The following is a 17,404-nucleotide window of genomic DNA, read 5'->3' on the forward strand; positions in this document are numbered from 1 at the left end:
AAGGGAGTTGAAAGCAATGCCTTTATCTAAAAAAATGACCAAGACCACCTCGGCCTTTCTCGCCGTATTGCTGCCTGCCTTAACATTGGCCGCCTGCTCGGACAGCGGCTCCAGCCCGTCCTCAGGAGACGCAGGCGGGAAGAAGGGCAGCCCTGTAACGCTCAAGATCGAGCTGTTCGACCGCGGCAATACGCCTCCCGGCGCGCCGCCGCTCACCGAAAGCTGGTTCGTCAAGTATATTCAGGAGAAGTTCGGAGACCCGAACAACATTAAAGTGGAATTCGTGACGGTTCCCCGCACCGAGGAAGTGCCCAAGCTGAATGTGCTGATGGCGGCGAACGAAGCGCCGGATCTTATTTTCACCTACAGCGATCCCGCCGTACAGAACTGGGTGAAGCAGGGCGGGCTGACCGAGCTCGGCGATCTGCTTAACCAATACGGCCCGAATCTGAAGAAATACCTCGGCGACAAGCTGCTGAATTACGGCGTGATTAATGGAAAACAGTACACGATTCCTGCCAAGCGGATCATTATAGCTTCCAGTACGCCGGTTATTCGCCAGGACTGGCTGGATAAGCTGGGCATGCAGCCGCCGAAGACGACCGACGAGTTCTACAATGTGCTGAAGGCCTTCAAGGAGAAGGACCCGGGCGGCACCGGCGGCAAGGTGATCCCTTACGGCATCCGCTATAACAATAACTTGGACCCGCTGGTGCGGACGTTCTGGAAGAAGATGACCGAAGAAGAATATTATTCGCTGCCGGATTGGCAGAAGCCGGGCAATAAGGACGCGTACCGTTTCTTGAACAAGCTGTATAACGAAGGCTTGATCAGCCCTGACTTTGCGCTGGATAAAGACGGCAAGAAGTTCCAGGCGGACCTGGTTAACGGGCAGATCGGCTTCGCGATCACGAATACGAATGAGCCGGTCTATCAGGCTTATTACTCTACGCTGCAGAAGAACGTGCCGAGCGCCACGCTGATGCCGGTCGATCCGTTTACGAACTACGAGGGCAAGCACGTGAAGGCGATTTATCATCCGCTGTCCGCGCATTTGATGATTCCGAAGTCAAGCAAGCGCGCGGTCGAGGCGATCAAGTTCCTCGATTGGATGTCCGACTATAAAGTGATTTTCGATCTGCAGAACGGTCCGGAGGGCGTTGCCTACAAAATGGGAGACGACGGCATTCCAGTGTTCCTCGATACCGACGAAGCCAAGAAAATCATGTATAACTATCTCGACTACAGCATGCTGATTAACGGAAAAGACATGGGGGATCAGGAAAAAACGCTTAAGGCGAATGCGGCCGACCCTAAGTATAAGCAGTTCACGATGGACAGCATCAAAGTCGGGGATACGGACGGCCAGCTGCCGGCGCGCTTCGACCGGCCGATCGAGTCCCAGATCAAGTACAATCAGACGTTGTCTGATAAGGGCGTGGAGATTACCGTCAAGACTATTACGGCGAAGCCGGCCGACTTCGATAAAGTGTATGACGACCTGGTAGCGGAATACATGAAAATCGGCGGGAAGGAAGTCATGGACGAACAGCTCAAGGTATACAAGGAAATGAAAAAATAACCGCGCAACCTCGATGTCTCCCCGGCATCGAGGTTTGCCGCTGTCTTAGACCTTATGCTTGGTTGCTTGGTTCCCGGCAGGGAAGGGGGATGAGAAGGGGGCGGCGGCCGGCTAATAAGCGCGGAGACGGCCGCCATATCGAAGGCGCCGGCGGGATGCAGCCGGTGCGGCAGGATATATCGCGCCTGCCCCGCAACCGCAACCGCGGCTAAAAGGCCGGCAGGCGGTGCAGCCTGCAGGGTGGCTAGGGGCACGCCGGCCGCCTCAGGGCAATTCATTCCTGCGGTATTGCAGCGGCGTTCTGCCGCATATTTTTTTGAAGATGCGGTAAAAATGCTGGATGCTTTGAAAGCCGCAGTCCAACGCAATATCGAGGATCGGCTGCTCGGTTTGGATTAACCTTTTTTGCGCTTCAATCACCCTTCGGTACTGCAAATATTCCACTACCGTGAATTGCGTCGTTTGGCTGAATTGGCGGCAGATCGTAAATTTGCTTCGGCCGAAATGATGCTCCAGATCGTGAAGCTGTACCGGCTCCATGTAGTGATCATCCAGATAAGCAATTATTTCCCGGACCGGATCTTCCGAGGGCCGGACTCTTCGGGCGGCGGCAGCCGTTTCGCACAGCTTATCGTATTCCAGCAGCAGCAGGGCCAGGTGGAGCTTGAGCTCCGCATCCGACGGATGGAGTCCGTACCGCTTGCCGTCATTCCCCGGCTGCTGTTCATACAGCTGCAGCAGGCTTCGGTACATTGCCTCCACCCGCATTCTTTGCGGCAGATCAAGGCAGGCCCGCTTGTTCCTCTTGAGCTGGAGCGCAGCGAGACGCCCCTCCAGGCTGAGTGCGGCGAGCAGGTCTTTGAGAAAGCCTTCGTTGAACTGCAGGACATAACGGGTATAATCGTGCGCAGGATTATAGAAGATGCTGTGGATTTCATAAGGATTGATCAGCAGCCAGTCCCCTTCCCGGATATGGTACTTCGTGTCCTTGACGAAGATATGAATGTCCGCGCGGACGAAGAAGGCGAGCTCGAATGTGTCGTGAAAATGCTCCAATGGCTTGCGGTGCTCTTTCCCGCTGTTCGTGTAATCGATAAAGAAGGATTCGTAAGGCAGGTAATCCGCGCTGCGGGTCATACGTTGCATTCGCCTCCTTTTGCCAAAATAAACGGCAAGATACGTTCATTATAATCCGTCCGGCAATTTAATTGAAGACGGTTACACGGCTCGGGCGATACAATTATTAGGAGATTCAAACGAGGAATAAAGCGAGGAGGCTGGATCGATGAATTCCATGATTTTGACAGTGATCGGCGGGGGCAGCGTAAACTGGATGCGGAATTTGATGCGCGATGTGTATTTGATCGACGAGCTGGAGGGCGGGGAGATCCGTCTGGTGGATCCGAATCTGGAGCATGTGCAGGCAGTGGCCGGTATGCTGAACCGGTTCAACGAGCTGCGCGGCAAGTCTTACCGGATTCGCGTGATGGACGATCGGCAGGAGGCGCTCAGCGGAGCGGATTTCGTTATGACCACCTTCAGTCCGGGCGCGATGGACGCCTTCTGGAACGACCTGGAGCTGCCGATCCAGTACGGGATCCGCCAGCCGGTCTCGATGACGGTCGGTTCGGTGCGGCATTTCGGCGTCCCTTCGAACCGCTCCGGTCGCTTATGAGCTTGTAGAGGAAATGGAGCGGCACTGTCCGGGCGCCTGGCTGTTGAACGTCACGAATCCGATGAGTGTCGTCACCGCAGCGATGAGCCGGGCGGCGGCGAAGACGAACGTAGTCGGCCTTTGCCATGAGTTTCACTGCCTGCCGGCCTATTTGGGGCCGATGCTCGGCCTGGCGAAGCCTGATGGCATGGACACGCTGGACTATTTGTACCGCTGGCTCCCCGAGCAGGGGTTTGAGTATAAGGTAGCCGGCGTGAACCATTTTATATGGCTGACGCAGGCGTCGCTGCATGGAGAAGATATGCTGCCGAAGCTGCGGGCGTATTGCGGAACGCATACCGAGCTTGGAGGAGGAGACAAGAACGGCTCCGGTGCAGCCGCTTCGTTTCAAAACCGCGGTGCGGTCAAATTTGCCCTCTGCCGCCAATTCGGCTACTTGCCGCTGGTCGGCGACCGGCATCTGATCGAGTTTATTCCGAGCCTGTGCAACCAGCGCAACGGCTGGGGCATGAAATATGCCGTGCGCAAAACGACGGTGGATGCCAGAAGATTTCTGAAGTCGGAGCAGCTGCGGCACATCCAGGCGGTTGCGGCGGGGACGGAGGAGATTTCATGGGAACGCTCGGGCGAGGAGATGGTCGAGATCATTCGCGCGGTTCGGGGCGGAAACTCTACGCCGGCAATCGTCAACATCCCGAACCGGGGCCAAATCAGCAATCTCCCGCAGGGAGCCGTTGTGGAAACCTTGGCCACCGTATCGGCGGCGCTAGGGGTTGAGCCGGTCATGTCGGGAGAGCTTCCGGGCTCGGTAGGCAGCTTGTGCAGGCTGCACGCGGATATACACGAGCTGACGCTGCGCGCAGCGCTCGAGGGCAGCCGGGAGCTGCTGATCGAAGCATTAAGTCTCGATCCGCTCAGCGCGGGAGCGGATTTCAGCGAGCTGCCGCAGCTGGCGGACGATCTGCTTCTGGCGAACCGCGAATGGCTGCCGAGGTTTTTCCGGTAAGAGGCAGCCGGGCGCTTTTTTCAACTGCATAGGTTGACAGCCTTATCATGGATCAAGGGGGATGCGATATGAAAGGCAGTATCGTCAAACATAACCTGACGGAGCATAAGGATGCCCTCACGGGGCGTACCGTCAAGCAATTGACCTCTCAGCCGGGGAATCATCACCATCTGTATTTTACGAGCAGCAGCTTTACCGCCGATAACCGCAACGTGCTGTTCCTGAGCGACAGCGGCGACGGCAGTCCGAACGTATTCAAGCTGTCGCTGGCGGATGGGACGGGCGTTCAGCTGACGGATAATCAAGACGGGTATATGAAGAGCTATGTGTATTATGACGGCCGGCCTTACCGCGGGCTGGCGAAGGCGAGCCCAAGCTACAATCCGGCGACGCATACGCTGCTCTATATTCAAGGGCAGGAGGTTCGGTTACTGCAGGTCGATACGCTGGAGGAAGAAACCGTATATACATTGCCTGACGGGGTGATGACCGGATTTACCCATCTGTCCCCCGACGGCCGCCTTGCCTGCGTGCCTTATATTGATGCACGGGCTTTTGAGGTAGGAGAGTCGGACAATCCGTTCTCCGCCATCCGGGATAAAGTGACGCAGGAGCGGATCGAATCCCAGCTCCTTGTCATTGACTTGATGTCCGGGCAGGCGGAGATATGGGGCTCGCAGGTAGGCTGGATCACACATGTGCAGTTCCCGCCGGGGGAAGGCAGATCCATTCTGTACAACCATGAAGGCGGAATGGTGGAGCAGCGGATCTGGCTATATGATGAAGGAGCGATGAGCCGTATCCGCGATCAGTCGCAGGAGCGGGAGCCTGTCTGGATCTGCCACGAGATGTGGCTCCAGCACAGCCGGGGCGTGCTTTATCACGGCACCAAGGGGGTGCCGAACGATCCGGCCATGAAGGGAGCGGGCCTTGACAAAGCCGCGTCTGCTCCCGCCCTGCAGGCGAGCTTTGTGGGACGCTTCGATCTCGACAGCGGGAATTACACGGAGCTGGCGTTTCCCGCGGAAATGACCGCCTATGGGCATTTCACCGCGAGCTCGGACGACCGGCTGCTGGTCACCGACGGAGTTATCGACGGCCGGACGATCCATTTGTGTACGCCGGATTGGGCGAACAGGCAGCTTGTCTGGACTCCGGTATGCCGTCATGACAGCAGCTTCAGCGTGCAGGATGTGCATCCGCATCCGATATTCAGCCATGACGACCGCCGCATTCTGTTTACTTCCGACCGGGCTAACGAGAAGGGCAAGGGTCACCTGTATGTAGTTGAAGTGTAGAAGGCCGGTGAATTTCCAACACGTGCGAATCCCAGGGGCACGGCGGCTCTGTACGGCGTTCGGCCGGGCAGCATGAAACAATCTCTTTACCATTACCATATTCTCCAGCGCAAGGACGTCCGGGTACCGGATGATTCTTGCGCTTTTTTTGCAGCTGTTTGTTAGAGGAATAGGAATGGATTCCAGCGGTTGTAAAATATGAAAAATAATTTAAAGTATTCAGAAAATTCTGGAGGAATTTTAAAAATATTGGAGAATAGGTTGTTATATGGACTTTCTTTTTCGATTGGAGAAAGTAAGTTGGAAGTGAGGTACCCTATTGAATAATAAGAGAGAGAGCCGAAGCGGAAGTCAGCAGCTAATCAAGGAAATCAATCAGGTGCTTATTTTTAACGCCATTCGCGAGAGGGGGCCGATTTCCCGCTCGCAGCTCGCCAAGGAATTGAGCCTGAGCCCGACGACGGTCACCGTTATCGTTGATTATTTCAAGGAGCACGGCTTCCTGATGGAGATAGGAAAAGGAGACTCCAGCGGGGGAGAAAGCCGATCCTGGTCAAGCTTGCGCCCGATGCGGGCTGCGTCATTGCGGTTGATCTTGATCAGAGCAGAGCCGCCGTGCTGAATCTGGAGGCGGAAATTTTGCGGGTCAGACCGCTGCCTGAGGCAAGCAAGGACGAGTGGGTTCATTCGCTTATTCAAGTCATTAACGATCTGATACTGGAAAGCGGCGAAGGCTTTCGTTTATTGGGGATCGGCATTGCCGTCCCAGGCATCATCAGCCTGGATAAAGGCGAGGTCATCACCGCCACCAATTTTAACATAAATCATCTTTCCCTGAAGGAAGAGCTGCAAAAGCATTTTCACGTCCCGATTTTGCTGGAGAACGATGCCAATGCGGCGGCCTACGGCGAGTTTCTGTACGGCTGCGGCCAGCAGGTTTCCAATTTCGTGTACCTGCATGTCGGCAAAGCCGTCGGCGCCGGGCTGTTCCTGTCCGGCAGCCTGTTTACCGGCGGAGCCGGGGGAGCGGGAGAATTCGGCCATATTACGATGGATGAAGACGGACCGCTCTGCCGATGTGGCAATAAGGGCTGCCTGGAAAAGCTGATCAGCGAAGCGTCCCTTGTGGAGAAATGGCGTCAATGGGCGCCGGGTGAAGCGGTAAACCCGAGTCTGGTCGAGCTTGTCGAATTAAGCAATCGGGGAGACGAGCGTGCGGAGCGGCTGATGGCTTATGCAGGCTCGCTGCTCGGCCGGGGGCTCGTTACTTTAATTCATTTGATCAATCCGTCGTTTATTTTATTGGGAGGTGAGCTCGCTCTAAACAATACCCGCTTGCTGCAGGAAATTAAGGATTACGTCGGAACGCATTGTATGCCTATGTTTTCGAAGCACGTTGAGATCAAGGAAGGCTTGACCCGCTTGAATGCGGGAATTATCGGAGCGGGCTCGTTGGCGCTGCATTATTTCTTCGAGCACCTGCACATGGAGAACTATACCGAATCTTAGGAGGAAGCCTATGTTTACGATTGGTTTGATTGGGGCCGGCACCATGGGCAATACGCACAGCCAGGCGTACCGGCAAATTCCGGGCGCGCAAATTACGGCGGTATGCGATCTCGACACGGCCAAGGCGGCTTGCATCGCCGATGATTGGGGTGCTGCCGTCTACACTAGCGTTGAGGATATGCTGCGCGAAGGGCAGTTTGACGCTGTGGACGTTTGTCTGCCTACCGACCTGCACCGCTGGGCGGTGGAGCTGACGGCTGCCAGCGCGAAGCCGGTCTTCTGCGAGAAGCCGATTGCGCTGACTGAGGAAGACGCCTCGGCGATGATCGATGCCTGTTCACGGGCCGGCGTCACCTTGATGGTCGGTCATGTGGTACGGTTCTTTCCCGAGTACCGCGCAGCGCGGGAGCAGCTGCTGTCCGGGAGGCTGGGCAAGCCGGGAGTCGTACGCAGCATACGTTCCGGCGCCTTTCCCTGGTCGGACTGGTTTGCTGACGATGCGCGGAGCGGATGACCGCTGCTTGATTTGGCCATCCATGACTTCGACTTCTTGCGATGGTGCTTCGGCCCCGTAAAGCGGGTGTTCAGCCGGACGCTTTCGACCAAGCGGGAGGGCATGGAGCATACGCTGACGCTGCTAAGATTCGAAAGCGGCGTGATGGCCCATGTGGAGGCCAGCTGGGCTTACCCGAAGGGATCGCCCTTTCAAACCTCTCTTGAAATTGCAGGCTCCGACGGCCTGGTCCTGTTCGACAAAGGCAAATCGGCCTCAATCGTTCAATATGGAGGGCCCCGCAAGCAGACAGGCGTGCCGGACAGTCCCTTGATGATGAGCCCTTATGCGTTGGAGCTGGAGCATTTTATTCACTGTGTTAAAGAAAAGAAGCAGCCGTTGACCAGCGGAGAAGAAGCCCTCGCTTCGCTTAGGATCGGTTTGGCGGCTTACCGCTCTGCCTTAACCAAGCTCCCTGTAGAAATGGAGGTTATCTCACAATGAGTACTTTGCGGATCGGCATGATCAGCTTGGCGCACCAATCGCATGCTTACGGCTATGCCAGAGGCTTGCTGGAGCAGCCCGGCGTTGAAATCATTGGGGTCTATGATGAGGAAGAGGAACGCGGTCAGAAGGCGGCGGCGCATTTTCAGACCGATTTTTATCCGGATTATACGACATTGCTGGAGCAGGCGGATGCCGTGCTGATCTGCTCGGACAATCAGAAGCACATCGTGTACGCCCGTGCGGCAGCGGAAGCGAAAGTACATATAATGGTGGAGAAGCCGATTACCGTGCAGGGGGAAGATGCGCGCGAGCTGATCGACCTGTGTGAAAGGCAGGGAGTTGTGCTGCAGACGGCATTTCCTGTCCGGCTGGACGCATCGGTGCAGAAGGTGAAGAAGCAGATCGAGAGCGGAGAGATCGGCGAAGTTGTAGCGATTGCAGCGACCAATCACGGAAAAATGCCCGGCAGCTGGTTTATTCGCCCGGAATTGTCCGGCGGCGGCGCCGTACTGGATCATACCGTGCATGTCGTAGACATCATGCGCTGGCTTTTGCAGAGCGAAGTGGCGGAGGTATACGCCGAAGTCGACACCCTGCTGCACGATATCGAGGTGGACGATTGCGGGCTGCTGTCCATGATCTTTGAGAACGGAGTTATCGCGACGCTCGATACGAGCTGGTCCCGGCCGAAGTCGTTCTCGACGTGGGGCGACGTCACGCTGCGGATCGTCGGAACGGAAGGCGTTCTTCACCTCGATGCCTTTGCGCAGAGCGGCGAGCTGTGGGAGAACGGGGCCGATTTATCGCACCGAACCGTTCCATGGGGAGATTCGGCGAATAACGCTTTAGTAGCGGAATTTATCGCCGGTATCCGGGAAGGACGGCCCTCCTCCATTTCCGGTCTGGACGGCCTGCGGGCGGCGGAGGTGGCATGGTCGGCTTACGAATCGGCCAAGGAAAATAAACCGATGGCCGTCCGGCATTTTTAAAGACGGAGGCAGGGAAATGGAGGTGAACGTCAATGGCACAGGCTTCCCTTTCGGAAGAAACCGGGCTGAAGGCACAGGCCAGGCGCAGGAAATCGCGGATCCAACCGTTTTTGAGAAATTGGGAGCTGTATTTGATCATTTCCCCTGTTCTGATTTATTTTATCGTATTTGAGTATTTCCCCATGTACGGCGTGCAGATCGCCTTCAAAAACTTTGTCGCAACCAAAGGCATCTGGGGAAGCTCGTGGGTCGGCTTCAACCATTTCGAACGTTTTTTTGACAGCTATTTCTTTTGGCGCTTATTGAAAAACACGCTGGGCATCAGCTTGTATCAGCTGGCCGTAGGCTTTCCGGTGCCGATTCTGTTAGCGCTGATGATGAACGAGCTGCGGCTCGGCTTTTTCAAAAAATTCGTCCAGACGATCACCTATGCTCCGCATTTTCTTTCGACCGTCGTCCTGGTCGGCTTAATCGTTATCTTCCTTTCTCCCCAAAGCGGACTTGTGAACCAGATCATCGTGCGGCTGGGCGGAGAGCCGATTTCCTTTATGACCGAGCCGGGATGGTTTAAGTCGATTTACGTATTTTCCGGCGTATGGCAGCAGATGGGCTGGGGCTCGATTATTTATTTGGCGGCGCTGGCCGGCATCGATCCGCAGCTGCATGAAGCGGCCAAGGTGGACGGGGCAAGCCGGCTGCAGCGCATTTGGCACGTGAACCTTCCGGGGATTATGCCGACGATCGTCATTCTGCTTATTTTGAATGCAGGCACGATTATGGGCGTCGGCTTCGAAAAGGTGTACTTGATGCAAAATGACCTGACCCTCGAAACCGCCGACGTCATTTCCACTTATGTATACCGTACGGGGATCATTCAAGCGCAGTACAGCTTCGCTGCCGCCGTCGGCCTGTTCAATTCCGTCATCAATCTGATTCTGCTCGTCACGGTAAACTATGCGGCCAAACGGTTGAACGAAACCAGTCTATGGTAAGGGAGGTCAGGGGATGCCCCGCAGCTTTGAGGATAAATGCTTCGATACCGTCAACGGTCTATTGCTCGTGCTGATCAGTCTCATCGTACTATACCCCCTGGTCTTTGTTCTGAGCGCATCCGTCAGCGACCCTTCAGCCGTAGCGAAAGGAGAGCTATGGCTCCTGCCCAAAGGGATCAATTTTCAAGGCTATGTGAAGGTCTTCCAAAATGAAGAGATCCTTAGCGGATACGGCAATACGATCCTGTATACGCTGGTCGGCACGGCGATCAATCTGGTGCTTACTATCTGCGCAGCATACCCGCTGTCCCGTAAGGATTTCAAAGGACGCCACGTCATTACCGGATTTCTTATGCTGACCCTGTTTTTCAGCGGGGGCATTATTCCTACTTATTTACTATTGAAAAAGCTCGGCATGCTGGGAACCATCTGGGCTATCGTCATCCCCAATGCGGTGGCGGTCTGGAACGTCATTATTATGAGAACGTTCTTTCAGACGAGCATTCCGTATGAAATTCAGGAGTCGGCGTCGATTGACGGGTGCAGCAACACGCGGATTTTACTGCTGATCGTCCTGCCCTTGTCCATGCCGATTATTGCGGTCATGCTGCTGTTCTATGCGGTCGGTCATTGGAATGCCTTCTTTAACGCCTTGATGTATTTATCGAATCGCAGCCAATTTCCGCTGCAGCTGATTTTGAGGGAAATCCTGATTCAAGGGCAAATGCAGGCCATGCTGGATATGGCCGACGACTCGCTGGCGAAGAAGCTGATGGAAGTGGAAGTCATTAAATACGCGGTCGTCGTTATCGCCAATTTGCCTGTTCTGCTGCTTTATCCGTTTTTGCAAAAATATTTTGTGAAGGGCATCATGATCGGAGCCTTAAAAGGATAAACATCAAACGACAGGTAAGGGAGAGGGAGCTATGAAGGGAATTCAATGGACTTCCGTTCTGCTGACGGCGGTCGTCACCGGAGGAATGCTCGCGGGCTGCAGCGATGGCGGCAGCGGATCGGGCGGAACCGCGGACGGAAAGGACAAGGATACGAAAACGGCGGAGACTAGCGTGAGCGCAACCGGCTTTCCGATTGTAAAGGATCCGGTCAGCATGACATTTATGGCGGCTAAGGCGCCGACGACGGCGAACAACTGGAACGAAACGATGCTGTGGCAGGAATATGCGAAGATGACCAACATGCAGATCAATTTTCAGCTGACGCCATTCGATGCTTTTACGGAGAAGCGCAATCTTGCGCTGGCGAGCGGAGATTACCCGGATGCGATCTTCCTGGCCCGAATGACCACCTCGGACTTGGTCAAGTACGGCGGACAAGGCACGCTGATCAAGCTGAACGATTTGATCGACAAGTATGCGCCGAACCTCAAAAAGATTCTGGAGCAGTATCCCGATATCAAAAAGGGGATTACGATGCCGGACGGCAACATCTACAGTTTTCCAAATCTGCTTGCGCCCGAGTTCACCTCCGTGCGTATGGGCAAGCTGTGGATCCGCAAGGACTGGCTGGAGGCGTTAAATATGCCGGAGCCGAAGACGACGGAGGAATTTTACAATTATTTGAAGGCGGTCAAGACGACCGATCTGAACAAAAACGGCAAGGCCGACGAAATTCCGCTGGGCGGCACGAAGCTGGTCGATGTCGTGGCCCAATTCAAAGGATATTTCGGGGTGATGAACCGGGGCGCGAACCATCCGTATGTCGATCTGGACCCGGCCGGCAATAAGCTGCGCTTCATTCCGACCGACGACCGTTACAAGGAAATGCTGCAGTACTTGAACAAGCTGTACAGCGAAGGGCTGATCGACAAAGACATTCTTCCCAATGAGAAGGATCAGAACAAGTTTTTCGCCAAAGGCGCCGAAGGGGTCTACGGAGCTTTGAAAATCAGCAGCCCGTTCACGCTGATGAAGCAAACGAATTACATAGGGCTTCAAACGCTGCAGGGACCGCGCGGAGACAAGGTATATTCCGAGTTCCGTCCGGCGGTATCCGGTCCGGGGGCGTTCGTCATTACCGACAAAAACAAAAATCCGGAAGCGACCGTCCGGTGGATGGATTATTTCTACAGCGAGGAAGGCAACAAAATGTTCTTCATGGGCTTCAAGGACAAGAGCTATGTGGAGAAGCCGGACGGCAGCGTAGAATATACCGATGAAATTTTGAAAAACCCGCAGGGCTTAACCTTCGAGCAGGCGCTGGTGAAGTACGTTACGTGGCCGGGCGGAGGCTATCCGGGCATCGTAAGGCAAAAATATTTCAAAGGCGCCGAGAGCCTGCCCGAATCGCTCGACGCAGCCAAGAAGATCGAGGCGAGCCTGCCGAAGGAGGTATGGCCGAGCTTCAGCTATACCGATGCGGAGAACGAGAGGATGATCGCGTTGAGCACGGACATCCAGGCCTATGTCGACGAGATGACCGCCAAATTCATCACCGGCGGGGCGCCTTTCTCCGATTGGGATAAATTCGTGGCCACGATCAAGAAAATGGGCATCGACGACTACATGAAGCTGTATCAAGCCGCATACGAAAGATACAAAAAATAAACCAAAACCGCACCCTCCCGGCCGGGAAGGTGCGGTTTTGGTTTCATGAATCGGTTGAAGGCAAACGGCGGGGAGGCGCCGAAGATATAATAACGGGCATGAAATGAAGTTTGTCATTTGCACGCCGGCTGATTCGCTGCGGTCCTGGAGTACTATTACAGACGGCGATCAGAATACTATGTATGTATCGGCACAAGAATGGGCGTACGATTTGATTGGAATTCCGATACGGCTTCTTCTATAAGGAGGGATACGATGAAGCAGTTAACTCCGGCACAGCTGCGGGCACTGCGCCATGTGCGAGATCAGGCCAAGGCAGCGCAATCACAGGCCCTTGTCAAAATAGAGCGTGTCCTCAAGAGCGGGCACGTATCGTTCACGAACCTTGAAACGCTCTTGGCGAGCCTCCGCGCCTATGCCCGCGTGACTTTGAATTTCCACCCGGACCGGGTGCTTGCTGCCGGTTACACGGTAGCGGAGGGGCTGTCCCGACGGGGGAAGTACGACAGCCAATTTCTGACCGGCGTGACGAACGGGAGCCGGACGGCATTCCCGGGAGGAGACCGCGACGGCTGGGAGCGGAAGCTCTTCGGCGGCGCGTACCATACGCCCGGAGGCAAGCAGGAAGAGCGCCCGAAATACGGGGCGCTCAATGTAATGAATTATGGCGACGGGGCCTCGCCCCGCTACGGCTCCTGTTATATCGTACTGGCTCCCGAGGTGCTGAACCGGTGCACGTTTACTTTCGGGGACAGTCATACGGGCCGGAGCCCAAAGGAACGATCGATGTATTCGAGCCGGTGCTGGCTGCTCTGCTGGAGACCGTCGAGACGACGGGGAATGCGTTGGGAACATCCGGCACGGGTGTGGAAGCCGTAGTCCGGAGGCTGCTTGAGCTTGGTTCCCCGCAAGGGGATGCTGCCCGGGGACAGGTCGGACGAGCGCTGGACGATTACATCGAAGCGCAGGTTCACGGCGACCTCGATCTGCACGCCGATGTCGAGGCACTGGTCGCCGACCCGGCTTATCGGGGCACCGCGACAGCCAAGATGCTTGAGACCTTGTGCGATGCCTACGCGATTCGGCTGCGCTGGCATCCGGGCTTCCAGCTGCACGCGGACGACGTGCCGGAGCACTTTCGCGGTCCGGCGATTCCTCCGCTGGCTAGGCGCATTGCCGGCCGGTTCCCGGGCCGGGCCCCCGGCCTGCTGGATGCCGAGGTGCTGGGCCGGGCGGCCGCCACACTGCAGCATCAGCCTGAGACATGGGCCGACTGGGCGAGCCCGGCCGATACGTTCCAGCATATCAAACAGCTGTGGCATGTTCTTGTGCAGTATGGCGAGCCGATAATAACCGATTAAGGGGCGGATAGGTTCTTTTGTCAGCGGCTTTAGCTCACGCCTTAGCCCATACACCTGGTCCGTGCCTTGAGTCCTCGGCTTTTGCCGTGGCGATCCGGGCTTCGGCGCTTCGTCCGGCCAACGCTGGTCTGCTGACCTGCCTCTGCGGCCGGATGGCCGGATAACGGAGCCCGCTGCTCAAGCCTAGCTTTAAAGCATGCCTGCAGCCGATGGCTGCTGCTCACGCTTCACCTGCAGCGTCTGATCCAGCCATTCGAACACGCGGTGATTGTAAAGCTGCAGCGCTCCGAAGTGGCAGTGTTCTTCCGCCCCCTCTTCGGCGGTGAATTTCATGTAGGTTTTCGGGCAGGTCAATGCGTCATATAACCGCTGAGGCTGGCCTGCAAAGAAATGATCCGCCTCGGCCTCGCATACAAGCGTAGGGCATTGGATCTTCTCGGCGATCCCGTCCAGTGTAAACGGCTCCGTTTTCTGAATTAAATCGTAGTAGGAGCCGGCTTGAAACGTAAACAGCCCGTTCTCAATCGCCCAGCGGATGCCTGTAGAGAAGCCCATAATTTTGGCGGCGGCTTCATTGTATTCGTGCGGCTCGGGCGTCCGGTCGCCCGGGTTCAGGAACGGACGGGTCTTCTCGCTGAACTGGAAGTTATACACCCCGTCATTTGCTATGCAGGCGGCCAGCCGGTGCTCGAAGGCGGCGGCGCGCGGAGCCAGCAGTCCTCCCAGGCTGATGCCCATGAGCGCGATGCGCTTCGGATCGGCTTCCGGACGGGTCAGCAGGTAGTCGACAACCGGTGTGAGCGCCTGCTCCCAATCCGGCCGGAAAGGAAGCCGCTGCTCGCGGATCATCGCGCCCTGTCCCGGTCCCTCGAACGTAAGGCAGTTATATCCGCGCTGCAATGCGGCAGCAGCCACCTCCAGATACAATTCCTCGCCTGTCGAATCATAGCCTCCATGCACAATCAGCGTCGGCCGAGGCGTCGACGAATTATCCACCCTATAAAAATAACCTGAAAGATGCGTATGCTCATACGGAATCTCTATGATTTCAGCCAGCGAGTCCAACAGCCGGATGGCCTGGCGGAAGGTTGTGCGGCTGCTGCCCCATGTTGTCATAATCCGCGGGTCCTGCGGGTCGCCATGTAGAAAAAACTCCGCCGTACGATAATAGTTGGAGGCGCGCAGGTAAGCTTCGCGTGCGCTGACGGTCTGGCCGCCGGCCAGTGCCGCATCGGCGAGCGCATGAACTTTTGTTGCGGTTGCATGCCATTCCTTATACCAGCTTTCAAAATCTCCCTCCTGTATCCGGTAAGCGGTCATCAGGCATTCGCCGATATCGGCGCCGCCGTAGGAGGCATAGCTTAAAGTTCTCAGTAATTCGAAGGAAAACGTCTGGTCTTTGAAAATCAATTGCATGGCTATCTCTCCTTTAAGGTTTCAGATGGTTGAATCTGTTAAATTAATAAGTTAATATTAACCTATAACAATTTCGTTTATATGTCAACGATAACTTATGTTAAATTTAACTTATTTTTTTGAGGCGGGGGATTGTATGAGTTCCATTCAATACATCATGCTTAGCTTATTGGCACGCGAGCCGTTAAGCGGCTACGACATCAAGCAGCAGATGAACGGAAGGATCGATTCGTTCTATAAGATCAATAACAACCAGCTGTATCCGGTGCTTGCCAAGCTGGAGGGGGAGGGGCTGGTGGAGCTTCAATCCCATGAGCGGGAATCGTACCGCCCGGCGCGTAAGGTTTACAAAATAACCGATGCCGGGCTCGAAAGGCTGAAAGCATGGGTTATCGAGCCAAGCGAGCCGGAGGCGGTCCGCATGGAATTTTTGCTCAAGCAGTACAGCTCCTGGCTGATCGAGCCGGACATTCTGATCCCGCAGCTGGAGGCGAAGAAACGGGAGCACGAACAGCGCTTGGAGGTATACGAAACGAGAGTCGCCGGCTTTCGTGAGGAGCATGGTCCGTTAACGAGCCGTGATCCTCTGTTCTCCACCGTGGCGGTTATCGAGATGGGGGCGGGGTTCGAACGAAGCTGCATCGAATGGTGCGATAAAATGATCGGCTGGCTGAAGGCGGACAAGATCTAGGACGAGCCGCGATCGGCTGGCTGGAGACGATTACATTTGAGAGAAAACAGCCTCTTGCCGTGTCCGGCCCAGCTCTGCCGCGGAGCTGAACATAAGCAGCATGCTTTACCATAAGGCGAATATTGACCAAAGCTCAGATGTTTTGTATCTTGTAGGGATGGGTTATATATGATTACAGCTGAAACAGCTTCATGGCAGCCCGAATCAACATCTTGAACGAAATGAGGGAATCTATTGTCTTTTGGGGCACGTATGCTGAAGACGGGAATAGCGGTGACCCTGTCGCTGTACATTTGCGCGTGGTGGAACCTGTCCCCCGCCGTTATCGCGGCGGTCGCGGCCATCTTTGCCATGCAGCCGTCCTTGTACCGCTCATGGCGCTATTTTCTCGAGCAGCTCCAGACCAATACGCTGGGAGCGGTCATCGCGATGCTGGCCGGGATGTTCTTCTCCAAGGACCCGATTGCGATCGGGGTTATCTGCATATTGGTCATTATGATTTGTCTGAAAATCAAAATGGGCGACACGATAGGCTTAACGCTGGTTACCGTCGTTTCGGTGATGGAGGCCTCGGGCCAGTGGGATTTTGCGTTAAACCGTTTTTTGCTCAGCCTGATCGGGATTGTATCGGCCTTTCTCATTAATATTATTTTCCTTCCGCCCAAGCCAAGGGAGCAGTTCACGGACCAGTTTCACGATGCGTTCAATCAGCTGTCGCTGCTGCTTAGAACGGTCATATCCGATGAAATGAAGAAAAAGGTGTTCAGAGAACAGAAGCAGAAGCTGAGCGACGCGCTGCGCTCCTTGTCGGACAAATACAAGCTGCTCGAAGAGGAAATCAAAAATCCGAAGCGCACGAAGTATAGTAAAACGCGGCATGTTGTGGTCTATAAGCAGATGCTGTATGCGCTGCAAAAAGGCTACGAGGTGCTGGACGCCGTCGAAGAGCATTATTTCCAGGCCGGACCGTACGGACGCAACCGACGAGACGTACGACCGCCATCTGGAGAGGCTGATCAAATACCATGAGTATGTGCTGCTCAAATTCGACGATAAGCTGAAGAAGGACAGCTCCGAGTCCGCCGCTATGGAAGAGGAGAACGACCGGTTTATGCAGATGGCTACCGATTCGTACAGCCAGGGCCGCGATGGAGCGTTCCGCCTGTTTGTCGTGGCGGCGGCCATGTACGATTACGGCTTCCAGACACGGAGGCTGGACCGTCTCGTAGAGCATTGGGACGGCGGCGGTGAGGAAGAAAAGGAAGCTTGAAAGCAAGCGTGAAGAGGGCGGGTGCCTCCTTTCGGGGAGCGCATCGTACAG

The 17,404-nt window shown here is 55.5% G+C and carries 16 protein-coding genes and 2 pseudogenes; 16 read left to right on the forward strand and 2 right to left on the reverse strand.

The window, feature by feature from the left end; translation table 11 throughout:
• Positions 1 to 34: 34 nt before the first annotated feature.
• Together ACHHV8_RS08520 and ACHHV8_RS08525 are read left to right on the forward strand one after the other, a co-directional pair.
• On the forward strand, positions 35 to 1,582 hold the full coding sequence (locus ACHHV8_RS08520) for an extracellular solute-binding protein (RefSeq protein WP_395163454.1): 1,548 nt from the start codon (positions 35 to 37) through the stop codon (positions 1,580 to 1,582).
• An 89-nt stretch (positions 1,583 to 1,671) separates the two neighbouring features.
• On the forward strand, positions 1,672 to 1,794 hold the full coding sequence (locus tag ACHHV8_RS08525) for a hypothetical protein (RefSeq protein WP_395157892.1): 123 nt from the start codon (positions 1,672 to 1,674) through the stop codon (positions 1,792 to 1,794).
• A gap of 52 nt (positions 1,795 to 1,846) precedes the next feature.
• Here ACHHV8_RS08525 and ACHHV8_RS08530 read toward each other — a convergent pair whose 3' ends face one another.
• Positions 1,847 to 2,728 carry a helix-turn-helix domain-containing protein gene (locus ACHHV8_RS08530; RefSeq protein ID WP_395157893.1) on the reverse strand — a complete coding sequence of 294 codons (882 nt, stop codon included), beginning with the start codon at positions 2,726 to 2,728 and terminating at the stop codon, positions 1,847 to 1,849.
• A 139-nt stretch (positions 2,729 to 2,867) separates the two neighbouring features.
• On the opposite strand from ACHHV8_RS08530, the gene ACHHV8_RS08535 reads away from it, so the two are divergent.
• The 12 genes and pseudogenes from ACHHV8_RS08535 (at position 2,868) to ACHHV8_RS08590 (ending at position 13,976) form a co-directional block, all read left to right on the forward strand.
• Positions 2,868 to 3,257, forward strand: coding sequence for a family 4 glycosyl hydrolase (locus tag ACHHV8_RS08535; protein WP_395157894.1), 390 nt, complete (start codon positions 2,868 to 2,870; stop codon positions 3,255 to 3,257).
• Between the two features lie 13 nt (positions 3,258 to 3,270).
• Entirely contained in the window at positions 3,271 to 4,263 is a 993-nt protein-coding gene (locus ACHHV8_RS08540; protein ID WP_395157895.1) for a family 4 glycosyl hydrolase, read from the forward strand.
• A 68-nt stretch (positions 4,264 to 4,331) separates the two neighbouring features.
• Positions 4,332 to 5,561: an oligogalacturonate lyase family protein gene (locus tag ACHHV8_RS08545; protein ID WP_395157896.1), complete on the forward strand. Its 1,230-nt coding sequence runs from the start codon at positions 4,332 to 4,334 to the stop codon at positions 5,559 to 5,561.
• A 319-nt stretch (positions 5,562 to 5,880) separates the two neighbouring features.
• Complete coding sequence (locus ACHHV8_RS08550) at positions 5,881 to 6,183, forward strand: MarR family transcriptional regulator (RefSeq protein WP_395157897.1); 303 nt, start codon at positions 5,881 to 5,883, stop codon at positions 6,181 to 6,183.
• The gene (locus ACHHV8_RS08555; RefSeq protein ID WP_395157898.1) at positions 6,177 to 7,070 is read left to right on the forward strand and encodes an ROK family protein; all 894 of its coding nucleotides are present in this window, start codon (positions 6,177 to 6,179) and stop codon (positions 7,068 to 7,070) included. Before ACHHV8_RS08550 ends, ACHHV8_RS08555 begins: the two co-directional genes overlap by 7 nt.
• A gap of 10 nt (positions 7,071 to 7,080) precedes the next feature.
• A complete protein-coding gene (locus ACHHV8_RS08560) occupies positions 7,081 to 7,584 on the forward strand; it encodes a Gfo/Idh/MocA family protein (protein ID WP_395157899.1) in 504 nt (167 codons plus the stop codon).
• A gap of 12 nt (positions 7,585 to 7,596) precedes the next feature.
• Positions 7,597 to 8,067, forward strand: coding sequence for a Gfo/Idh/MocA family protein (locus ACHHV8_RS08565; RefSeq protein WP_395157900.1), 471 nt, complete (start codon positions 7,597 to 7,599; stop codon positions 8,065 to 8,067).
• Positions 8,064 to 9,059, forward strand: a complete 996-nt coding sequence (locus ACHHV8_RS08570; protein WP_395157901.1) for a Gfo/Idh/MocA family protein — start codon at positions 8,064 to 8,066, stop codon at positions 9,057 to 9,059. Before ACHHV8_RS08565 ends, ACHHV8_RS08570 begins: the two co-directional genes overlap by 4 nt.
• Positions 9,060 to 9,091: 32 nt before the next feature.
• Positions 9,092 to 10,051, forward strand: a complete 960-nt coding sequence (locus tag ACHHV8_RS08575; protein WP_395157902.1) for an ABC transporter permease — start codon at positions 9,092 to 9,094, stop codon at positions 10,049 to 10,051.
• 13 nt (positions 10,052 to 10,064) lie between these two features.
• Positions 10,065 to 10,946 carry a carbohydrate ABC transporter permease gene (locus ACHHV8_RS08580; RefSeq protein ID WP_395157903.1) on the forward strand — a complete coding sequence of 294 codons (882 nt, stop codon included), beginning with the start codon at positions 10,065 to 10,067 and terminating at the stop codon, positions 10,944 to 10,946.
• A 31-nt stretch (positions 10,947 to 10,977) separates the two neighbouring features.
• Complete coding sequence (locus tag ACHHV8_RS08585) at positions 10,978 to 12,615, forward strand: type 2 periplasmic-binding domain-containing protein (RefSeq protein WP_395157904.1); 1,638 nt, start codon at positions 10,978 to 10,980, stop codon at positions 12,613 to 12,615.
• A 255-nt stretch (positions 12,616 to 12,870) separates the two neighbouring features.
• Positions 12,871 to 13,976, forward strand: a pseudogene (locus tag ACHHV8_RS08590) (DUF3626 domain-containing protein).
• A gap of 189 nt (positions 13,977 to 14,165) precedes the next feature.
• Here ACHHV8_RS08590 and ACHHV8_RS08595 read toward each other — a convergent pair.
• On the reverse strand, positions 14,166 to 15,392 hold the full coding sequence (locus ACHHV8_RS08595) for an alpha/beta hydrolase family protein (RefSeq protein ID WP_395157905.1): 1,227 nt from the start codon (positions 15,390 to 15,392) through the stop codon (positions 14,166 to 14,168).
• A gap of 136 nt (positions 15,393 to 15,528) precedes the next feature.
• On the opposite strand from ACHHV8_RS08595, the gene ACHHV8_RS08600 reads away from it, so the two are divergent.
• Together ACHHV8_RS08600 and ACHHV8_RS08605 are read left to right on the forward strand one after the other, a co-directional pair.
• Positions 15,529 to 16,083 (forward strand): PadR family transcriptional regulator, encoded by a 555-nt coding sequence (locus ACHHV8_RS08600; protein ID WP_395157906.1) that lies wholly within the window; start codon positions 15,529 to 15,531, stop codon positions 16,081 to 16,083.
• Between the two features lie 234 nt (positions 16,084 to 16,317).
• Positions 16,318 to 17,353, forward strand: a pseudogene (locus tag ACHHV8_RS08605) (FUSC family protein).
• The last annotated feature ends 51 nt before the right edge of the window (positions 17,354 to 17,404 follow it).

This window comes from Paenibacillus sp. TAB_01 (genome assembly GCF_043945595.1).
Classification (GTDB): domain Bacteria; phylum Bacillota; class Bacilli; order Paenibacillales; family NBRC-103111; genus Paenibacillus_S.

Coding starts and splice junctions, on each gene's coding strand:
- ACHHV8_RS08560 (WP_395157899.1), top strand. CDS start 7,081: ATGTTTACGATTGGTTTGATTGGGGCCGGCACCATGGGCAATACGCAC.
- ACHHV8_RS08585 (WP_395157904.1), top strand. CDS start 10,978: ATGAAGGGAATTCAATGGACTTCCGTTCTGCTGACGGCGGTCGTCACC.
- ACHHV8_RS08540 (WP_395157895.1), top strand. CDS start 3,271: ATGGAGCGGCACTGTCCGGGCGCCTGGCTGTTGAACGTCACGAATCCG.
- ACHHV8_RS08600 (WP_395157906.1), top strand. CDS start 15,529: ATGAGTTCCATTCAATACATCATGCTTAGCTTATTGGCACGCGAGCCG.
- ACHHV8_RS08575 (WP_395157902.1), top strand. CDS start 9,092: ATGGCACAGGCTTCCCTTTCGGAAGAAACCGGGCTGAAGGCACAGGCC.
- ACHHV8_RS08545 (WP_395157896.1), top strand. CDS start 4,332: ATGAAAGGCAGTATCGTCAAACATAACCTGACGGAGCATAAGGATGCC.
- ACHHV8_RS08595 (WP_395157905.1), bottom strand. CDS start 15,392: ATGCAATTGATTTTCAAAGACCAGACGTTTTCCTTCGAATTACTGAGA.
- ACHHV8_RS08570 (WP_395157901.1), top strand. CDS start 8,064: ATGAGTACTTTGCGGATCGGCATGATCAGCTTGGCGCACCAATCGCAT.
- ACHHV8_RS08535 (WP_395157894.1), top strand. CDS start 2,868: ATGAATTCCATGATTTTGACAGTGATCGGCGGGGGCAGCGTAAACTGG.
- ACHHV8_RS08525 (WP_395157892.1), top strand. CDS start 1,672: ATGAGAAGGGGGCGGCGGCCGGCTAATAAGCGCGGAGACGGCCGCCAT.
- ACHHV8_RS08520 (WP_395163454.1), top strand. CDS start 35: ATGACCAAGACCACCTCGGCCTTTCTCGCCGTATTGCTGCCTGCCTTA.
- ACHHV8_RS08580 (WP_395157903.1), top strand. CDS start 10,065: ATGCCCCGCAGCTTTGAGGATAAATGCTTCGATACCGTCAACGGTCTA.
- ACHHV8_RS08530 (WP_395157893.1), bottom strand. CDS start 2,728: ATGCAACGTATGACCCGCAGCGCGGATTACCTGCCTTACGAATCCTTC.